The organism is Streptomyces sp. NPDC006624 (assembly GCF_040611555.1).
In the GTDB taxonomy this organism is placed as follows: domain Bacteria; phylum Actinomycetota; class Actinomycetes; order Streptomycetales; family Streptomycetaceae; genus Streptomyces.
The window spans coordinates 1-18,144 of record NZ_JBEXOM010000019.1 but is presented as its reverse complement, the minus strand read 5'-3'; the positions used below and the strand labels follow the sequence as shown (position 1 = coordinate 18,144).

The 18,144-nt window shown below is 70.3% G+C and carries 15 protein-coding genes; 2 read left to right on the top strand and 13 right to left on the bottom strand.

The features are described from left to right. Nucleotides 1–34 precede the first annotated feature (34 nt). The 9 genes from ruvX to ABZY20_RS28660 form a co-directional block, all read right to left on the bottom strand. Nucleotides 35–499 carry a Holliday junction resolvase RuvX gene (gene ruvX / locus ABZY20_RS28700; protein ID WP_356445053.1) on the bottom strand — a complete coding sequence of 155 codons (465 nt, stop codon included), beginning with the start codon at nucleotides 497–499 and terminating at the stop codon, nucleotides 35–37. Between the two features lie 16 nt (nucleotides 500–515). Then, nucleotides 516–3,188 (bottom strand): alanine--tRNA ligase, encoded by a 2,673-nt coding sequence (gene alaS, locus ABZY20_RS28695; RefSeq protein ID WP_356445051.1) that lies wholly within the window; start codon nucleotides 3,186–3,188, stop codon nucleotides 516–518. Continuing rightward, the gene (locus ABZY20_RS28690; protein ID WP_356445049.1) at nucleotides 3,188–3,541 is read right to left on the bottom strand and encodes a hypothetical protein; all 354 of its coding nucleotides are present in this window, start codon (nucleotides 3,539–3,541) and stop codon (nucleotides 3,188–3,190) included. The genes alaS and ABZY20_RS28690 overlap by 1 nt, the downstream gene beginning before the upstream one ends. 9 nt (nucleotides 3,542–3,550) lie before the next feature. Next, entirely contained in the window at nucleotides 3,551–3,991 is a 441-nt protein-coding gene (locus tag ABZY20_RS28685) for a DUF948 domain-containing protein (protein ID WP_356445047.1), read from the bottom strand. Nucleotides 3,992–4,168: 177 nt separating this feature from the next. Then, complete coding sequence (gene rpsD / locus ABZY20_RS28680) at nucleotides 4,169–4,783, bottom strand: 30S ribosomal protein S4 (protein ID WP_356445045.1); 615 nt, start codon at nucleotides 4,781–4,783, stop codon at nucleotides 4,169–4,171. Between the two features lie 316 nt (nucleotides 4,784–5,099). Continuing rightward, on the bottom strand, nucleotides 5,100–6,455 hold the full coding sequence (locus tag ABZY20_RS28675; RefSeq protein ID WP_356445043.1) for a replication-associated recombination protein A: 1,356 nt from the start codon (nucleotides 6,453–6,455) through the stop codon (nucleotides 5,100–5,102). A gap of 57 nt (nucleotides 6,456–6,512) precedes the next feature. Continuing rightward, the gene (locus ABZY20_RS28670) at nucleotides 6,513–7,169 is read right to left on the bottom strand and encodes a vitamin K epoxide reductase family protein (RefSeq protein WP_356445041.1); all 657 of its coding nucleotides are present in this window, start codon (nucleotides 7,167–7,169) and stop codon (nucleotides 6,513–6,515) included. A gap of 210 nt (nucleotides 7,170–7,379) precedes the next feature. After that, the gene (gene hisS, locus ABZY20_RS28665) at nucleotides 7,380–8,642 is read right to left on the bottom strand and encodes a histidine--tRNA ligase (RefSeq protein ID WP_356445039.1); all 1,263 of its coding nucleotides are present in this window, start codon (nucleotides 8,640–8,642) and stop codon (nucleotides 7,380–7,382) included. An 11-nt stretch (nucleotides 8,643–8,653) separates the two neighbouring features. Beyond that, nucleotides 8,654–9,361 (bottom strand): MBL fold metallo-hydrolase, encoded by a 708-nt coding sequence (locus ABZY20_RS28660; protein WP_356445037.1) that lies wholly within the window; start codon nucleotides 9,359–9,361, stop codon nucleotides 8,654–8,656. A 166-nt stretch (nucleotides 9,362–9,527) separates the two neighbouring features. On the opposite strand from ABZY20_RS28660, the gene ABZY20_RS28655 reads away from it, so the two are divergent. Together ABZY20_RS28655 and ABZY20_RS28650 are read left to right on the top strand one after the other, a co-directional pair. Further along, entirely contained in the window at nucleotides 9,528–10,370 is an 843-nt protein-coding gene (locus tag ABZY20_RS28655) for a peptidylprolyl isomerase (protein WP_356445035.1), read from the top strand. Nucleotides 10,371–10,505: 135 nt separating this feature from the next. Further along, nucleotides 10,506–11,735 (top strand): DUF349 domain-containing protein, encoded by a 1,230-nt coding sequence (locus tag ABZY20_RS28650; protein ID WP_356445033.1) that lies wholly within the window; start codon nucleotides 10,506–10,508, stop codon nucleotides 11,733–11,735. Nucleotides 11,736–11,803: 68 nt separating this feature from the next. Here the strand turns inward: ABZY20_RS28650 and relA are convergent, their stop codons facing one another. The 4 genes from relA to secD all read right to left on the bottom strand — a co-directional run bounded on the left by relA (nucleotide 11,804) and on the right by secD (nucleotide 17,948). Then, nucleotides 11,804–14,320 (bottom strand): GTP pyrophosphokinase, encoded by a 2,517-nt coding sequence (gene relA, locus ABZY20_RS28645; RefSeq protein WP_356445031.1) that lies wholly within the window; start codon nucleotides 14,318–14,320, stop codon nucleotides 11,804–11,806. A 193-nt stretch (nucleotides 14,321–14,513) separates the two neighbouring features. After that, nucleotides 14,514–15,053: an adenine phosphoribosyltransferase gene (locus ABZY20_RS28640; RefSeq protein ID WP_356445029.1), complete on the bottom strand. Its 540-nt coding sequence runs from the start codon at nucleotides 15,051–15,053 to the stop codon at nucleotides 14,514–14,516. Next, complete coding sequence (gene secF, locus ABZY20_RS28635; RefSeq protein WP_356445027.1) at nucleotides 15,050–16,168, bottom strand: protein translocase subunit SecF; 1,119 nt, start codon at nucleotides 16,166–16,168, stop codon at nucleotides 15,050–15,052. Before secF ends, ABZY20_RS28640 begins: the two co-directional genes overlap by 4 nt. Nucleotide 16,169: 1 nt before the next feature. Further along, a complete protein-coding gene (gene secD, locus ABZY20_RS28630) occupies nucleotides 16,170–17,948 on the bottom strand; it encodes a protein translocase subunit SecD (RefSeq protein ID WP_356445025.1) in 1,779 nt (592 codons plus the stop codon). Between the last annotated feature and the right edge of the window lie 196 nt (nucleotides 17,949–18,144).

Sequence of the window (18,144 nt, the reverse complement as noted above, 5' to 3'; positions counted from 1 at the left end):
CCGCCGCATCGCGCGGAACGTTACCGTATCGCGATCAGATGACCACTTCGACGCCTTCGCCGGGTGCTTTACCTGACACCCGTTCGGATTCGAGGGCCTGTTGCAGGATGATCACGGCCGCTGCCTGGTCGATGACGGACCGCCCCTTCTTGGATTTCACGCCGGAAGCGCGCAGTCCCTGACCGGCGGTGACGGTCGTCATCCGTTCGTCCACGAGTCTGACCGGGATCGGCGCGATCATGCGCGCCAGTTCCTGGGCGAAGCCGCGCACCTTGACCGCGGCCGGCCCCTCGCCGCCCTTGAGGGAGCGCGGGAGGCCGACGACGACCTCGATCGGCTCGTACTCCTCGACGAGTTGCCTCAACCGCCGGTGAGCGGCGGGGACGTCCCGCCCGGGGACCGTCTCCACCGGGGTGGCGAGGATCCCGTCGGGGTCGCACGAGGCGACCCCGATGCGGGCGTCCCCGACGTCGATCGCGAGTCGACGTCCTCTGCGCATGCTTGCGGCCCGTCCCTTACTTGGCGGTCTCGACGACCAGGCGCTCGACGGCGTCGACGGCGTCCCCAATGGCGGCCGGGTTCTGGCCACCGCCCTGGGCGACGTCCGGCTTGCCGCCACCGCCGCCGCCGAGGGTCTTGGCGGCCGTGCGGACCAGGTCGCCGGCCTTCAGGCCGCGCTCGCGAGCGGCCTCGTTGGTGGCGATGACCGTCAGCGGCTTGCCGTTCGCCACCGTGAACAGGGCGACCACGGCGGCCCGTCCGCCCTGGATGCGCCCGCGCACGTCGAGCACGAGCTTGCGCAGGTCGTCGGCGGTCGTGCCGTCCGGGACCTGACCGGTGACGACGGCGACGCCCCGGACGTCCTTGGCGGACTCGGCGAGACCGGCGGCGGCCTGCAGGACCTTCTCGGCGCGGAACTTCTCGATCTCCTTCTCGGCGTCCTTCAGCTTGCCGAGCATGGCGGAGACCTTCTCCGGGAGCTCCTCCGGGCGGCCCTTGATCAGCTCCTGGAGCTGGGCGACGACCGTGTGCTCCCGGGCGAGGAAGTTGTAGGCGTCCACGCCGACCAGGGCCTCGATCCGGCGCACACCGGAGCCGATGGAGGACTCGCCGAGCAGCTTCACCAGGCCCAGCTGGGCGGTGTTGTGCACGTGCGTGCCGCCGCACAGCTCCTTGGAGAAGTCGCCGATGGTCACCACGCGCACGCGCTCGCCGTACTTCTCGCCGAACTCGGCGATGGCGCCCTGCTTCTTGGCCTCGTCGATGCCCATGACGTCGGCGCGCACGTCGAGGTCGCGGGCGAGTACCTCGTTGATCTTCTGCTCGACGTCGGTCATCACGGCCGTCGGAACGGCGGACGGGGAGCCGAAGTCGAAGCGGAAGCGGCCGGGCTGGTTCTCCGAACCGGCCTGGGCGGCCGTCGGGCCGAGGGCGTCGCGCAGGGCCTGGTGGGTCAGGTGCGTGGCCGAGTGGGCGCGGGCGATGGCCTTGCGGCGGCGGTCGTCGATGGCGGCGTGGGCCTTGGCGCCCACGGTGACCTCGCCGACCTGCACCACACCCTTGTGCACGTAGACACCCGGGACCGGCTTCTGGCAGTCGCGGACCTCGATGACGGCACCGGAGTCGACCTTGATCTTGCCGGTGTCGCCGATCTGGCCGCCGCCCTCGGCGTAGAACGGGGTGCGGTCGAGGACGATCTCGACCTCGTCGCCCTCGGTGGCGGCCGGGGAGGAGACGCCGTCGACGAGGATGCCGACGATCGTGGACTCGCCCTCGGTGTCGGTGTAGCCGATGAAGTCGGTGGCACCGGCGCGGTCGGCGATCTCGCGGTAGGCGCCCATGTCGGCGTGGCCGGTCTTCTTGGCCTGGGCGTCGGCCTTGGCGCGCTCCCGCTGCTCCTTCATCAGGCGGCGGAAGCCGTCCTCGTCCACGGACAGCCCCTGCTCGGCGGCCATCTCGAGGGTGAGGTCGATCGGGAAGCCCCAGGTGTCGTGGAGCAGGAAGGCCTTGTCGCCGGGCAGCACGCTGGAGCCGGCGGCCTTGGTGTCGCTGACGGCCGTGTCGAGGATGTTGGTGCCGGCCTTCAGCGTCTTGAGGAAGGCGTTCTCCTCGGCGAGGGCGACCTTCTCGATGCGCTCGCGGTCGGTGATGAGCTCCGGGTACTGCTGGCCCATCATGCCGATGACGACATCGATCAGGTCCTTGACCACCGGGCCCGTGGCACCGAGCAGCCGCATGTTGCGGATGGCGCGGCGCATGATGCGGCGCAGCACGTAGCCGCGGCCCTCGTTGCCCGGCGTGACGCCGTCGCCGATGAGCATGGTGGCGGTGCGCATGTGGTCGGTGACCACGCGCAGGGAGACGTCCGAGGCCTGGGCGTCGCCGTAGCGGACGCCGGTCAGCTCGGTGGCCTTGTCGATGACGGCCATCGAGGTGTCGATCTCGTACATGTTCTGCACGCCCTGCAGAATCATGGCGAGGCGCTCGAGACCGAGGCCGGTGTCGATGTTCTTGCTGGGCAGTTCGCCGAGGATCTCGAAGTTGTCCTTGCCGGTGCCCTCGCCCCGCTCGTACTGCATGAAGACCAGGTTCCAGATCTCCACGTACCGCTCGTCGTTGACGGCGGGGCCGCCCTCGGCGCCGAACTCGGGGCCGCGGTCGTAGTTGATCTCGGAGCACGGGCCGCAGGGGCCGGGGACGCCCATGGACCAGTAGTTGTCCTTCATGCCCAGGCGCTGGATGCGCTCCTTGGGCACGCCGACGACCTCGTGCCAGATGCGCTCGGCCTCGTCGTCGTCCTTGTAGACGGTGATCCACAGGCGCTCGGGGTCGAGGCCGTAACCGCCCTTGTCCTGAGGGCTGGTGAGCAGCTCCCAGGCGAGCTTGATGGCGCCTTCCTTGAAGTAGTCGCCGAAGGAGAAGTTGCCGCACATCTGGAAGAACGTGCCGTGCCGGGTGGTCTTGCCGACCTCTTCGATGTCCGGCGTGCGCACGCACTTCTGCACGCTGGTGGCGCGGGCGAAGGGCGGCTTGACCTCGCCCAGGAAGTAGGGCTTGAAGGGCACCATGCCGGCCGGGACGAGCAGCAGAGTCGGGTCGTCCGCGATGAGCGACGCCGAAGGGACGACGGTGTGACCGCGCTCCTCGAAGAAGCTCAACCAGCGGCGGCGAATCTCAGCCGACTCCATCAGTGGTCCTCATTCCGGTTGTACGGGTTCGTCTGGTACGCCGAGCCCTCGACGTACTTCGGATGGTTGCGGTTCTCGATGGCGGCGTACCGCCGGGGTCCGGGGAGTTCGGGGTTCTCGTTGATCCCGAGGGCGTCACCCAGCTCGGCCTCGCGGACGGCCATGTTGTCCCGGACGTCGAGCGCGAAGCCCACGGCTCGGTCCTTGAGGCGGTGACCGGCCTCGATCGCCTTGTTCCCCGCGGTGCGTGCCAGGCTCTCGGGCGTCAGCTGCTTGAGCTTGCGGTTGACCTTGGTGGTGGCCCACACACCGGCGGCGACGCCCGTGGTGAACCAGAAGGTACGGCGGAACATCGCTGGCTCTCAGTCCCTCTTCCCTCGGGCGCCGCGCCGCGAGACCGTACGCCCCACGATCACGGTGCGCCTCGACGCCTGGGCGGGCACGTCGTCCTTGCGGCCGCCGAGGGCCCGGCGCACGCCGTAGCCGAAGGCGGCGACCTTGACCAGGGGGCCGCCGAAGGTGGAGGCGACGGTGGTCGACAGCGCGGAGGCGTTCGACGTGACCTCCTGGACGTCGGAGGCGATCGCGTCGACCCGGTCGATCTGGGTCTGCGCGGAACGCACCGCCGTGGAGGCGTCTGCCAGGAGCGGGACGGCCTGGTCGGTCACCTCCGCGACGAGCTTGGTGGTCGCCTTGAGCGTCTGGGCCAGCCTCGCCAGCGCGACGGCGAGGAAGGAGACCAGGATCGCCCAGAAGACGGCCACCAGGATCCCGGCAACCTCTCCACCGGACACTGTGTGCACCCGCTCCCTGAAACGTGCCTGAACATCGAAAAAGTCGTGCGACGAGCCTATCGCGCCGGGGATGGCGCTCCGTACCGGATTACCGCCCGGCGGCGGCGCAATCGCCGAAGCCCGCCGCCTCGCCCGCCCGGAGGGGCGGGGAGACGGCGGGCTGAGGTACCGCGTGCCTGCCGTGGATCAGCGGGCGTAGTACTCGACGACGAGCTGCTCGTCGCAGATCACCGGGATCTCCTTGCGGTTCGGCTCGCGGTCCAGGCGGAACGCCAGGGCCTTGAGGTTCACCTGGAGGTAGCGCGGGGTCTCACCGTCGGGGGCGAAGCCACCCTCACGGGCGATCGTGAAGAGGGTCTTCTCCTTGGAGCGGTCGCGGACCTGCACGACGTCGTCCGGGCGGACACGGAAGGACGGCTTGTCGACCTTCGTGCCGTTGACCTGGATGTGGCCGTGCGTGACCATCTGACGGGCCTGGTAGATCGTGCGGGCGATGCCCGAACGCAGGACCAGGGCGTCGAGACGGCGCTCGAGCTCGATGATCAGGGCCTCACCGGTCTTGCCCTGGACCTTGGAGGCACGCTCGTAGGCGCGCACGAGCTGGCGCTCGGACACGTCGTACTGCGCACGCAGACGCTGCTTCTCGAGCAGACGGACCTTGTAGTCCGAGTTCTGCTTGCGGCCGCGGCCGTGCTCACCCGGCGGGTAGGGACGGGCCTCGAAGTACTTGACGGCCTTCGGGGTCAGCGCGATGCCGAGAGCACGCGACTTCTTGACCTTGGGGCGGGACTGGTTCGCCACTGTCTCTGTCTCTTTTCCTAATTTTCCGGCTTGTCAGGGTTGAGGGAGGTCGCATCCGCAGCCGGGGAGACCCGCCACGCCCTCTCGGGCGGGGTGGGCAGCCGCTCCCCTGATCTGGGCACATACGTGCAGCACGCGAGTGGCCCACCGACCGTGGCCGCCTTGCGGCGGATGGTGGTGGGCTGCCCGCGACACCGTTCGACGGTGCGCGACGCTCCTGGAGCCGGTGGCCGGGACTGCGTCCCTGGCCGGCTCCGGCCGGATGTCCCGTTCTGACTGCACGGGACGCGGCACTCCGACCGAGTTTACAGGGTGCTCAGGACCGCTTTCGACCGAGGTTCTTCCGGGTCCACTCGACCGCGTCCGCGTAGCGGGCCTCCGCGCCGTGCCGGGTCGGCGCGTAGTACTCGCGGTCCTTCAGGGCGTCCGGGGCGTACTGCTGGGCGGCGATGCCCTCGGGCAGGTCGTGCGGGTAGACGTAGCCCTGGCCGTGGCCGAGCTGGCCGGCGCCCTTGTAGTGGCTGTCGCGCAGGTGCGCGGGGACGGGTCCGGCCAGGCCCTTGCGGACGTCCTCCAGGGCGGCGCCGATGGCGGTGGTCGCGGCGTTGGACTTGGGGGCGAGCGCGAGGGCGATCGTGGCGTGGCTGAGGGTGAGGGCGGCTTCGGGGAAGCCGATCAGGGCGACGGCCTGGGCGGCGGCGACGGCCGTCTGCAGGGCGGTGGGGTCGGCCAGGCCGATGTCCTCGCTGGCGGAGATCATCAGGCGCCGGGCGATGAACCGGGGGTCCTCTCCGGCCTCGATCATGCGGGCCAGGTAGTGCAGCGCGGCGTCGACGTCGGAGCCGCGGATGGACTTGATCAGGGCGCTGGCCACGTCGTAGTGCTGGTCGCCGTCGCGGTCGTACTTCACGGCGGCCCGGTCGACCGTCTCCTCCAGGGTGGTCAGGGCGATGTCCGTCTCGCCCTTGTCGAGGGCGGCTCCGGCGGCCGCCTCCAGGGCGGTCAGGGCGCGGCGGGCGTCGCCGCCGGCGATGCGCAGGAGGTGGCTCTCGGTCTCCTCGGGGAGGGCGACGGCGCCCTTGAGACCGCGCTCGTCGGTGAGGGCGCGCCGCAGGAGGCCCCTGATGTCGTCGTCCGAGAGCGGTTCGAGGGTGAGCAGCAGGGAGCGGGACAGCAGGGGGGAGATCACCGAGAAGTACGGGTTCTCCGTCGTCGCCGCGATCAGGGTGACCCAGCGGTTCTCGACGGCCGGGAGCAGGGAGTCCTGCTGGGCCTTGCTGAAGCGGTGGATCTCGTCGAGGAAGAGGACGGTGTCCTTGCCGAATCCGCCGGAGGCGCGGCGGGCGCCGTCGATGACCGCGCGGACCTCCTTGACGCCGGCGGTGATCGCGGACAGCTCCACGAAGCGGGCGTCGGTGGCCTTGGAGACGACGTAGGCCAGGGTGGTCTTGCCGGTGCCGGGCGGGCCCCAGAGGAGCACCGAGGAGGGGCCGGCCGGGCCGGAGGCGGCCTCGCCGACCAGTCTGCGCAGGGGCGAGCCCGGCTTCAGCAGGTGCTGCTGGCCCACGACCTCGTCGAGGGTGCGCGGGCGCATGCGCACGGCCAGGGGGCTGCTGGACGGCTCCTTCTCCTGGCGTTCTTCGGCTGCGGCGGTGAACAGGTCGGGCTCCACGACTGAAACCCTAAAGGACGGCACTGACAGTCCGGCCGGGCCCCGCGACGGGCCGGGTCAGCTGAGCCAGAAGTCCCACCAGCGGGTCAGGATCAGCATGCCGATGACGCCGATGTGCAGCACGGGCATGACCCAGGTGAACTCGCCGAAGAAGCTCTTGAGCCAGCCCGGCGCGGGCAGGAAGCCCGTGCGGATGTTGAACGACGTCACGTACCAGAACATGAGGATCGTGGCGACCCAGGCCAGCGAGCACCACAGGCACAGGGCGTTGATCCGGTACAGGGACTGGAAGGTCAGCCAGGCGCAGAAGACGACGCCGAACAGGCAGCCGGCGTTGAAGGTGAGCCAGTACCAGCGCGGGAAGCGGGCGCCGGCGAGCAGGGCCACGCCGACGCCGATGACGATGCCGTACGTGACCAGGCCGAGCATCGGGTTCGGGAAGCCGAAGACCGAGGCCTGCTCGCTCTCCATGACGCTGCCGCAGGAGACGACGGGGTTGAGGCTGCAGCCGGGCGTGAACGTCTTGCCCTCGACCTTGGCCTCGAGGATCTTGAACTTGTCGATCGTGATGACCCACGCGGCGAGCAGTCCGGCCGCGCCGGTGAGCACCAGCAGCAGGGCGAGGGCCCGGCCGGCGCCTTCCGCGCGGGGCGCGGTCGAGGCGCGCTCCGGCTCGCGCTCCGTGGAGACGTCCTTGACTGTCGTCTTGCTCATCACGCCGATTCCGTCACTTGAGACCTGGGGAACTTCGGGCAGGGCCATTGTGCCGCACAGCCTCGTTGATCCACCGTTCGCAGGACATAAGGAGGTGTGCGCGGTCGCCCCTGAGGGTTGTGTTTCGGCCGACGTGTGTGCCCCCTGCGCACAGGTGAGCGACAGCGCGGCGTGCGGGCCGGACGGCGGGTGCCGTCCGGCCCGCCCCCGTCACCCGAGCCGCGACTCCAGCTCGGCCACGATCTCGTTCACGCCGACCGCCGTCTGCTCGCCGGACTCCAGGTCCTTGAGCTGGACCACGCCCTCGGCGAGGTCGCGTTCGCCCAGGAGCAGGGCGTACCGGGCGCCCGAGCGGTTGGCCGCCTTCATCGCGGCCTTCAGGCCCTTGCCGCCGTAGGAGAAGTCCGCGGCCACGCCGTTCTTGCGCAGCTCGGTGACCTTGGCGAACAGGATCCGGCGGGCGTCCTCGCCGAGCGGGACGGCGAACACACTGGTGCTCGCGGGCAGTTCGAGCTCGACGCCCTCCGCCTCCAGGGCCAGGACCGTGCGGTCGACGCCGAGGGCCCAGCCGACGGACGGCAGCGCGGGGCCGCCGATCATCTCGGACAGACCGTCGTAGCGGCCGCCGCCGCCGACGGCGGACTGGGAGCCGAGGCCGTCGTGGACGAACTCGAAGGTGGTGCGCGTGTAGTAGTCCAGGCCGCGCACCAGCTTGGGGTCGTCCTCGAAGGCGACGCCCGCGGCCGTGATCAGCTCCCGGACCTCCTCGTGGTACGTCTTGCAGGCGTCGCAGAGGTAGTCGCGCAGCAGCGGGGCCTGGCCCAGCTGCTTCTGCACCGACTCGCGCTTGTCGTCCAGGACGCGCAGCGGGTTGATCTCGGCGCGGCGCAGGGTGTCCTCGTCGAGGTCGAGTCCGCGCAGGAAGTCCTGGAGCGCGGCCCGGTAGACCGGCCGGCACTCCTTGTCGCCGAGGCTGTTGAGCAGGATGCGGAAGTCGCTCAGCCCCAGCGAGCGGTACGCCTGGTCTGCCAGGATGATCAACTCGGCGTCCAGCGCCGGGTCCTCCGCACCGATGGCCTCGGCGCCGACCTGCGAGAAGTGGCGGTAGCGGCCCTTCTGGGGGCGCTCGTAGCGGTAGTACGAGCCGGAGTACCAGAGCTTGACCGGCAGGTTGCCCGCCTTGTGCAGGTTGGCCTCCAGCGCGGCGCGCAGCACCGAGGCCGTGCCCTCGGGGCGCAGGGCGAGCCGGTCGCCGCCCTTGGTCTCGAAGGCGTACATCTCCTTGGTGACGATGTCGGTGGACTCGCCGACGCCGCGCGCGAAGAGCTCCACGTTCTCGAAGCCGGGCGTCTCGATGTAGCCGTAGCCGGAGTTGCGCAGGGGGGCGGCGATGGCCTCGCGGACGGCGAGGTACTTCGCGCTGTCCGGCGGGATCAGGTCGTAGGTGCCCTTGGGGGCCTTGAAGGTGCTCACGGAAGGTCTCGTCACATTCCTCGTCGGGGAGCCGGGGATGCTCCCTGGCCGGCCGCCACCTGCCGCAAGTACGGGTTGGTGGCGCGCTCCTGGCCGATGGTGGTCTGGGGGCCGTGGCCGGACAGCACCACGGTCGAGTCGTCGAGCGGCAGGCACACGCGGGCCAGCGAGTCGAGTATCTCGGCCATGTCGCCGCCGGGCAGGTCGGTGCGTCCGATGGAGCCGGCGAACAGCAGGTCGCCCGAGAAGAGGATCGGCGGGATGTCCGCCGCCTCGGGCAGGCCGAAGGTCACCGACCCCTTGGTATGGCCCGGCGCGTGCGCGACGGACAGCTCCAGGCCGGCGAGTTCCAGCTTCGCCCCGTCCGTCAGCTCCTTGACGTCGTCCGGCTCCCCGACGGTCAGCTCGCCCAGCAGCGGCATGCCGATGGACCGGCCGATCCCCTTCGCGGGGTCGCTCATCATGTAGCGGTCGTCGGGGTGGATCCAGGCCGGCACGTCGTGCGCGCCGCACACCGGGACGACCGAGGCCACATGGTCGATGTGGCCGTGGGTGAGGACGACGGCGACGGGCTTGAGCCGGTGCTTCGCGATCGCCTCCGCGACGCCGTCGGCGGCCTGATGGCCGGGGTCGATGATCACGCACTCCTCACCGGCGGCGGGGGCGACGAGGTAGCAGTTCGTCCCCCAGGCCCCGGCGGGGAACCCGGCAATGAGCACGATCGTCCTTCGTTGTGTCGATACGGGAGGCTGCGGCTGCCGTCAGAGCCTACCGGCGCTGCCGATTCCACAGCGAACCCATATACGGTACGGGGCACACGCAGGCGGTCGGCGCACAGGACCCGCGCGTACCGGTCGACGTATCAGACGCATAGGAGAGAACCCGGTGGTCAGCCAGGAACAGCGGCGGCGTCAGCTCGCCCGGGAGAAGTACCTGCGGCAACAGCAGCGACGCACCGACGCGCGGCGCAAGTCCCGCATCCGCAACTCCGTGATCGCCTCGGTCCTCGGTGTGGTCGTGGTGCTCTCGGTGACGGTCTTCCTGACGAAGCCGTACGAGGACGACGGCAAGGAGAACGCGAACGCGGAGGTCACCCCGAGCGCTTCGCCCAGCAAGGCCCCTGACCCGTGCGAGAAGCCCGCCCCGGGCAAGGTCAAGTCGGAGACCTGGAAGAAGGAGCCGGCGATGACCATCGACAAGTCGGCGACGTACACGATGAAGCTGGACACGACCTGCGGCGGGATGGACATCGCGCTGAAGGCGTCGGCGGCGCCGCGCACCGTCAACTCGTTCAACTTCCTGCTGGACAAGGGCTATCTCGACCACACCAAGTGCCACCGGCTCACCGACCAGGGCATCTACGTCCTGCAGTGCGGTGACCCGCAGGGCACCGGCATGGGCGGGCCGGGCTACACCATCCCGGACGAGAACCTGAAGGACAAGAGCCTCAAGGGCGGCGTCTACCCGGCGGGTACGGTCGCGATGGCGAACCAGTACAACGCGCAGACGAAGCAGGGCCGCGACAGCGGAGGCAGCCAGTTCTTCCTCGTCTACCAGGACAGTCAGCTGCCGCCCGACTACACACCGTTCGGCACGGTGTCCGAGGCGGGCATGAAGGTGCTGCAGAAAATCGCCAAGGCCGGGGCGCAGGCTCCCGACCCTCAGACGGGCAATACGGCGCCCAACGCGACGGTCGTGATCAACAAGGCCACGGTCACCCGATCCTGACCCTCATCTGCGTAATTTCGGTCGCGCGGGATGCGGACAGGCCCCCCGCCGGTCGCCTATGTTGGCCGTGACGAAACTGTGGACGATGCCCGGGGGTGCTGAGGCCCCTCGCAGGCATCATGTGGAGGAGGCGCTGTGAGCAGCGACCCGTGGGGCCGCGTCGACGAGACGGGGACCGTGTACGTGCGTACGGCCGACGGCGAGCAGGTCGTCGGTTCCTGGCAGGCAGGCTCCCCCGAGGAAGCACTGGCCTACTTCGAGCGCAAGTACGAGGGCCTGGTTGTCGAGATCGGCCTCCTCGAGAAGCGAGTGAAGACCACCGACCTGTCGGCGAAGGACGCCCAGGCCGCCATCGACCACATCAGGGAGCAGGTCGACGCGCATCACGCGGTGGGCGACCTGGACGCCCTGCGGGTCCGGCTGGACAAGCTCGTGGAACTGGTGGAAGCGCGCCGCGAGGAGCGCAAGGCGCAGCGGGCGAAGCAGTCCGACGAGGCCCGCAAGGCCAAGGAGGCTCTGGTCGCCGAGGCGGAGGAGCTGTCGCAGTCCGACCAGTGGCGGGCGGCCGGTGAGCGGCTGCGGGCCCTGGTGGACACCTGGAAGGGCCTGCCGCGGCTGGACCGCAAGTCCGACGACGAGCTGTGGCACCGGTTCTCGCACGCCCGGTCGGCGTTCTCCAAGCGGCGCAAGCAGCACTTCGCGCAGCTGGACGCGCAGCGCGAGGAGGCCCGGCGCACCAAGGAGCGGCTGGTCGCCGAGGCCGAAGCACTGTCCGGTTCGACGGACTGGGGTGTCACGGCCGCGCGCTACCGCGAGCTGATGGCCGAGTGGAAGGCCGCCGGCCGTGCTCAGCGCGAGCACGAGGACGATCTGTGGAACCGCTTCCGCGGTGCCCAGGACGTCTTCTTCGCGGCCCGCAGCTCGGTCTTCGCCGAGCGGGACGCCGAGCAGGCGGAGAACCTCAAGCTCAAGGAGGAGCTGGCCGAGGAGGCCGAGAAGCTCCTGCCGATCACGGACCTGAAGGCGGCCCGGGCCGCGTTCCGGAACGTGAACGAGCGCTGGGAGGCCATCGGCCACGTGCCGCGCGACGCCCGGCCGAAGGTCGAGGGCCGTATGCACGCCGTCGAGCGGGCCATCCAGGAGGCCGAGGAGGCCGAGTGGCGCCGGACGAACCCGGAGGCACGCGCGCGTGCCGAGGGTCTGACCGGTCAGCTGCAGGCCGCCGTGGACAAGCTGCGGGGCCAGATCGAGCAGGCCCGTGCGCAGGGCAACAACGCCAGGGCCGACAAGCTCGAGCGTGAGCTCGAGGGCCGCCAGGCGCTGCTGGACCAGGCGCTGAAGGGCCTGCAGGAGTTCGGGGGCTGACAGCCGGCCGGAGAAGGGCTCCCGTACACGCCGTACGGGAGCCCTTTTCGTATGCCCGCTACGGGCTGTTACGTCCGGTTGCGCGCCGACGTCACCCGGTACACGTCGTAGACGCCCTCCACGCCCCGGACGGCCTTCAGGACGTGGCCGAGGTGCTTCGGGTCGCCCATCTCGAAGGTGAAGCGCGAGGTGGCGACGCGGTCGCGGGAGGTCTGCACGGCCGCGGAGAGGATGTTGACGTGCTGGTCGGACAGCACGCGCGTGACGTCCGACAGCAGCCGGGACCGGTCGAGGGCCTCGACCTGGATGGCGACCAGGAACACCGAGGACTGGGTGGGCGCCCACTCGACGTCGAGGATGCGCTCGGGCTCCCGGGACAGCGAGTCGACGTTCACGCAGTCGCTGCGGTGAACGGATACGCCGCTGCCGCGGGTGACGAAGCCGATGATCGGGTCGCCCGGGACGGGGGTGCAGCAGCGGGCCAGCTTGACCCACACGTCCTCGACGCCCTTGACGACGACGCCCGGGTCGGCGCTGGAGCGGCGCTTGCGGCTGCGGCCCCGGGCCGGCGGGACCGACTCGTCGATCTCCTCGGTGGCGGCCTCCTCGCCGCCGAGCGCCTGGACCAGTTTCTGCACGATGTTCTGCGCGGAGACGTGGCCCTCGCCGATCGCCGCGTAGAGCGCGGAGATGTCGGCGTAGCGCATCTCGTGCGCGAGGGTCACCAGGGAGTCGCCGGTGAGGATGCGCTGGATCGGCAGGTTCTGCTTGCGCATGGCGCGGACGATGGCGTCCTTGCCCTGCTCGATCGCCTCGTCGCGGCGCTCCTTGGAGAACCAGGCGCGGATCTTGTTGCGGGCACGCGGCGACTTGACGAAGCCCAGCCAGTCGCGGGAGGGGCCGGCGCCGGGTGCCTTGGAGGTGAAGACCTCGACCAGGTCGCCGTTGTCGAGGGTGGACTCCAGCGGGACGAGGCGGCCGTTGACGCGGGCGCCTATGGTGCGGTGGCCGACCTCGGTGTGCACGGCGTAGGCGAAGTCCACGGGGGTGGCACCCGCGGGGAGCGCTATGACGTCGCCCTTGGGGGTGAAGACGAAGACCTCGTTGCGGGACAGGTCGAAGCGCAGGGACTCCAGGAACTCGCCCGGGTCCTCGGTCTCCTTCTGCCAGTCCAGGAGCTGCCGCAGCCACGCCATGTCGTTGATGGCGTCCTTGTCCTTGCCGGAGGACTTGGGGGCGTCGGTGCGCACCTTGGAGGCGCCGGCGACGGCCTCCTGCTTGTACTTCCAGTGCGCGGCGATGCCGTACTCGGCGCGGCGGTGCATGTCGAAGGTGCGGATCTGCAGCTCGACGGGCTTGCCGCCGGGGCCGATGACCGTCGTGTGCAGCGACTGGTACATGTTGAACTTGGGCATCGCGATGTAGTCCTTGAACCGGCCGGGGACCGGGTTCCATCGCGCGTGCACCGTGCCGAGGGCCGCGTAGCAGTCGCGGACGGTGTCCACGAGGACGCGGATGCCCACCAGGTCGTAGATCTCCGCGAAGTCACGGCCGCGGACGATCATCTTCTGGTAGACGCTGTAGTAGTGCTTGGGGCGGCCGGTGACGGTCGCCTTGATACGGGCCGCCCGCAGGTCCTGCTGGACCTCGTCGGTGACGATGGCCAGGTACTCGTCGCGCTTGGGGGCCCGCTCGGCGACCAGCCGGACGATCTCGTCGTACATCTTGGGGTAGAGGATCGCGAAGGCGAGGTCCTCCAGCTCCCACTTGATGGTGTTCATGCCCAGGCGGTGGGCGAGCGGCGCGTAGATCTCCAGGGTCTCGCGCGCCTTCTTCTCCTGCTTCTCGCGCTTGAGGTAGCGCATGGTGCGCATGTTGTGCAGGCGGTCGGCGAGCTTGATGACCAGGACGCGGGGGTCCTTGGCCATGGCGACGACCATCTTGCGCACGGTCTCGGCCTGGGCGGCCTCGCCGAACTTGACCTTGTCCAGCTTGGTGACGCCGTCGACCAGCAGCGTGACGACGTCGCCGAAGTCGCGGCGCAGGTCCTCCAGCCCGTACTCGGTGTCCTCGACCGTGTCGTGCAGCAGCCCGGCCATCAGCGTGGCCGGATCCATGCCCAGCTCGGCGAGGATGGTGGTGACGGCGAGGGGATGCGTGATGTACGGGTCGCCGCTCTTGCGCTTCTGACCGCGGTGCCAGCGCTCGGCGACCTGGTAGGCGCGCTCGATCTGGCGCAGCGTCGCCGTCTCGATCTTCGGGTCGTTGCTGCGCACTATCCGCAGCAGCGGCTCCAGCACCGGGTTGTACGGGTTCGCGCGCTGCACGCCGAGCCGGGCCAGCCGGGCGCGGACGCGGTTGGAGGAGCCGGAGCGGGACGGCTGGCCGCCGGCCTGGCGGACCGCGGGCGGGACCGGCTTGGGGCGGGACTGCTCGGCGGGCTTGTCGACCGGGGCCGACGGGGCGTGCTCGACCGCCCCGCGGGAGTCGTTCTTCGCGTGGGGCGCGCTCGGCGCGGGCTTGGCCGCGGCAGCCGAGGCGGACTCGGGCTTGGCGGCGGTCAGGTGCTGGGCCTCGTCTGGCAAGAGGACTCCTCGTGCGCGATCCGGGTCCCCCGGTCAGGCTCCGGAGACCCCATGGTAGCCATCCTGGGCCTCGGGATCGCCTTCAGGCCACTGTGAGGACCGTCAACCCGGGAAACGCGAGGGGCGGGCTCCCGATTCCCGGGGGCCCGCCCTTCGCGGTGTCGTGCCGGTCCGCGCCGGGCTGCTCGGGGCGCTAGACCGTGAGCAGTGCCTCCAGCGGGGCGCCGTTCAGCGCCGGTTCCAGGCGGCCGCGGCCGCTGAGGAAACCGAGCTCCATGAGGACGGCGAGTCCCGCGACCTCGGCGCCGGCCCTGCGGATCAGCTGGATCGAGGCCTCGGCGGTGCCGCCGGTGGCGAGGACGTCGTCGACGATCAGCACACGGTCGCCGACGGCGAGGTCCTCGGCGTGCACCTCGATCTCCGCCGAGCCGTACTCCAGGTCGTAGGCCTGGGCGAGGGTGGCGCCGGGGAGCTTGCCCGCCTTGCGCACGGGGATGAAGCCCAGCCCGGCGCGGACGGCGACCGGGGCGCCCAGGATGAAGCCCCGGGCCTCCAGGCCGACGACCTTGGTGGCGCCGCTGCGCTGGGCGATCTCGGCGAGGGCGTCGGTGAGCGCGGTGAACGCCGACGGGTCCGCCAGGAGCGGGGTGATGTCCTTGAACATCACGCCCGGCTCCGGGTAGTCGGCCACGTCCCGGATGCGGCTGAGCAGCAGCTCCCTGATGTCGGTCATCGGCGCTTCCCCGAAGGGCGGCCCCGGCCGCGGTTGCGGGCCGCGGGCTGGTTGCGGGGGCCGACGACCGCGGGCGCGGCGTCCTCCGGCTCCTCGGCGTAGCCCTCCTCGCCCGCCGCGTCCTGCGGGCTCTCGCCCTTGGCCTCGGCCTGGGCGCGCTTGGCCAGGACGCGCTTCTTCAGGGCCTTCATCGCCGGCTCGCGCTCCTTGAGGTCGGCGACGAGCGGCGTGGCGATGAAGATCGAGGAGTACGCACCGGCGGCGAGACCGACGAACAGCGACAGCGAGATGTCGTTGAGCATGCCCGCGCCGAGGACACCGCCACCGATGAACAGCAGGCCCGCGACCGGCAGCAGCGCGACCACCGTGGTGTTGATGGAGCGGACCAGGGTGCTGTTGATCGAGCGGTTGGCGATGTCGCTGTACGTCCAGCGGGTCTGCTTGGTGATGTCCTTGGTCTGTTCCTTGAGGCTGTCGAAGACGACGACCGTGTCGTACAGCGAGTAACCGAGGATCGTGAGCAGACCGATCACCGTGCCCGGGGTGACCTCGAAGCCGACCAGGGCGTAGATGCCGACCGTGATCGTGATGTCGTGGATCAGGGCGACGAACGCGGCGAGCGCCATGCGCCACTCGAAGGCGATCGCCAGGTAGATCACCACGAGGACCATGAAGATGCCGAGGCCCTGCCAGGCCTTGTTGGCGATCTGGTCACCCCAGCTGGGGCCGACCAGTTCGGCGTTGATCTGCTCCGGGTCGATCTTGAGGTCGTCGGCGAGCGTGTTCTTGATCTCGTTCGCCGCGCCCGTGTCGATGCCGGCGACCTGGATGCGCAGGCTGCCGTCGCCGAGCTTCTGGACGATCGCGTCGTGGCCGGAGGCCTCTTCCGCGTACTCCTCCGCCTGGGACACCGAGACGCTGGTGTTCTTCGGGGTGTTGAAGACGGCGCCGCCCTGGAACTCGATGCCCATGTTCAGCCCGCGGACCGCCAGGCCGACGATGGCCGTGATGGTGATCAGGATCGACAGGCCGTACCAGATCTTGCGGTTCTTGACGAAGTCGTAGCCGATCTCGCCACGGTGCAGCCGGGCGCCGAGGTTGCCGAGTTTCGACATCTCAGGCCTCCTTCGGGTCGACGGGGGCGGCGGGACGGCGGGTGCGGCGCAGCGGCGGCTGCGCACCCAGGCTCTTCGGGTCGAGACCGGACCACTTGTGGCCGCTCGCGAAGAACGGGCGCCGGGCCATCAGCGTCAGCAGCGGCTTGGTGAAGAGGAACACGACCACCACGTCGAGCAGGGTGGTCAGGCCGAGCGTGAACGCGAAGCCCTGGACCTTGCCGACGGTGACGATGAACAGCACCGCGGCGGCGAGGAACGACACGAAGTCGGAGACGAGGATGGTGCGCCGGGCGCGCGGCCAGGCACGCTCGACGGCGGGCCGCAGCGAGCGGCCCTCCCGGATCTCGTCGCGGACGCGTTCGAAGTAGACGATGAACGAGTCCGCCGTGATGCCGATGGCGACGATGGCACCGCACACCGCCGGCAGGTTCAGCGCGAAGCCGATGGCCGGGCCGAGCAGGGACATGAGCGTGTACGTGAGCGCGGCGGAGACCAGCAGCGACAGGATCGCGATGAAGGACAGGCCGCGGTAGTAGACCAGCAGGTAGATGACGACCAGCGCGAGGCCGATGGCGCCGGCGATCAGGCCCGCCTCCAGCTGGTCACCGCCCAGCGCGGCGGTCACGGTCGTCATGCTGTCGACCTTGAACGTCAGGGGCAGCGCGCCGTACGTCAGCATGTTGGCCAGTTCCTGGGCCGACTGCTGGGTGAAGTTGCCGGAGATCTCGGCGTTGCCGCCGGTCAGGGCCTGCCGGACGTACGGGTCGGAGACCACGTCGCCGTCGAGGACGATCGCGAACTGGTTCTGCGGCGACTGGTTCTGCGCCAGCTTGCCGGTGATGTCCGCGAACTTCTTGGCGCCGCCGTCCGTGAAGTCCATCGTGACCGTCCAGCCGGCACCGGTCTGCGTGTTCAGCACGGCCTGGGCCTTGTCGACGTCCGTGCCGTCGACCTCGGCGGGGCCGAGGATGTACTTCTGCCACTGGCCCTGCGCGTTCTTGCCGCAGGCCAGCGTCGCGTCGGTGGCCTTGGCGCTGTCGCCCACGGTGGAGCGGGTCTTGGCGTCGGTGCAGTCGAGCTTGGCGTACTGCTCCTGGAGCTTGCTCGCGTCGTCCCCGGAGGTGCCGCCGGTCGCGGACGGGGTGGGGCTGGCCTTCGCCTGGCCGGAGGCGGCCGCGGACGGCGTCGCGTCGGCCTTCAGGGCGTCCGTGACGGCGCGGCCCTGCGTGGTGGGCGAGGCCGACGGGGAGGCGGAGTCCTTGTCGGTGGCCTCGGGCTTGTCGGTGGCCGCGGGCTTGTCGGTGGCCTTGCCGGACGGCGTGCCCGAAGGGCTTCCGGTGGGACTCGGCGAGGGGACCGTGCCGCCGCCGGAGACCTCGGTGGCGACGACCGGGCGGAAGTAGAGCTTTGCGGTGGTGCCGACCTGCTTGCGGGCCTGTTCGGAGTTCGTCCCCTTGGGGATGTTGACGATGATGTTCTCGCGGCCCTGCGTCTGGACCTCGGCCTCCTGGACGCCCAGACCATTGACACGGCGCTCCATGATGGAGACGGCGGTGTCCATGTTGGTCTTGTTGATCGCCGCCTCGTTGCCGGCCTCGGGGACCGCCCGGAGCGTGATGCTCGTACCGCCGGCGAGGTCGATGCCGAGTCGCGGTTTCGTGTGCCCCGAGGCGAACATCCCACCGGTGAGCGCCACGAGCGCGATCAGGATCAGGGCCAGCGAGCGCCCCGGCTTGCTCTGGGCGCTCGCGCTCCGGCCCTTTTTAGGTGTGGCCACCTTCTCGTACTCCCTCTCGGGCCACCTCGCTCCACGGTCGGCGGACGGGCGGCCATGACTAAGGTCGGGATTCCGTGCGAGCTGGGCGTGGGCCGGGGGGGGGGGGGCCGGGCGCGGGCGCCCCCCCCCCGCCCACAAGGAGCCACCGACGGCGCGGGGGGGGGGGGGCTGGGGGGTGCCGGGCGGCCCCCCCCCC

Coding starts and splice junctions, on each gene's coding strand:
- ruvX (WP_356445053.1), bottom strand. CDS start 499: ATGCGCAGAGGACGTCGACTCGCGATCGACGTCGGGGACGCCCGCATC.
- alaS (WP_356445051.1), bottom strand. CDS start 3,188: ATGGAGTCGGCTGAGATTCGCCGCCGCTGGTTGAGCTTCTTCGAGGAG.
- ABZY20_RS28690 (WP_356445049.1), bottom strand. CDS start 3,541: ATGTTCCGCCGTACCTTCTGGTTCACCACGGGCGTCGCCGCCGGTGTG.
- ABZY20_RS28670 (WP_356445041.1), bottom strand. CDS start 7,169: ATGAGCAAGACGACAGTCAAGGACGTCTCCACGGAGCGCGAGCCGGAG.
- ABZY20_RS28640 (WP_356445029.1), bottom strand. CDS start 15,053: ATGACCGACATCAGGGAGCTGCTGCTCAGCCGCATCCGGGACGTGGCC.
- secF (WP_356445027.1), bottom strand. CDS start 16,168: ATGTCGAAACTCGGCAACCTCGGCGCCCGGCTGCACCGTGGCGAGATC.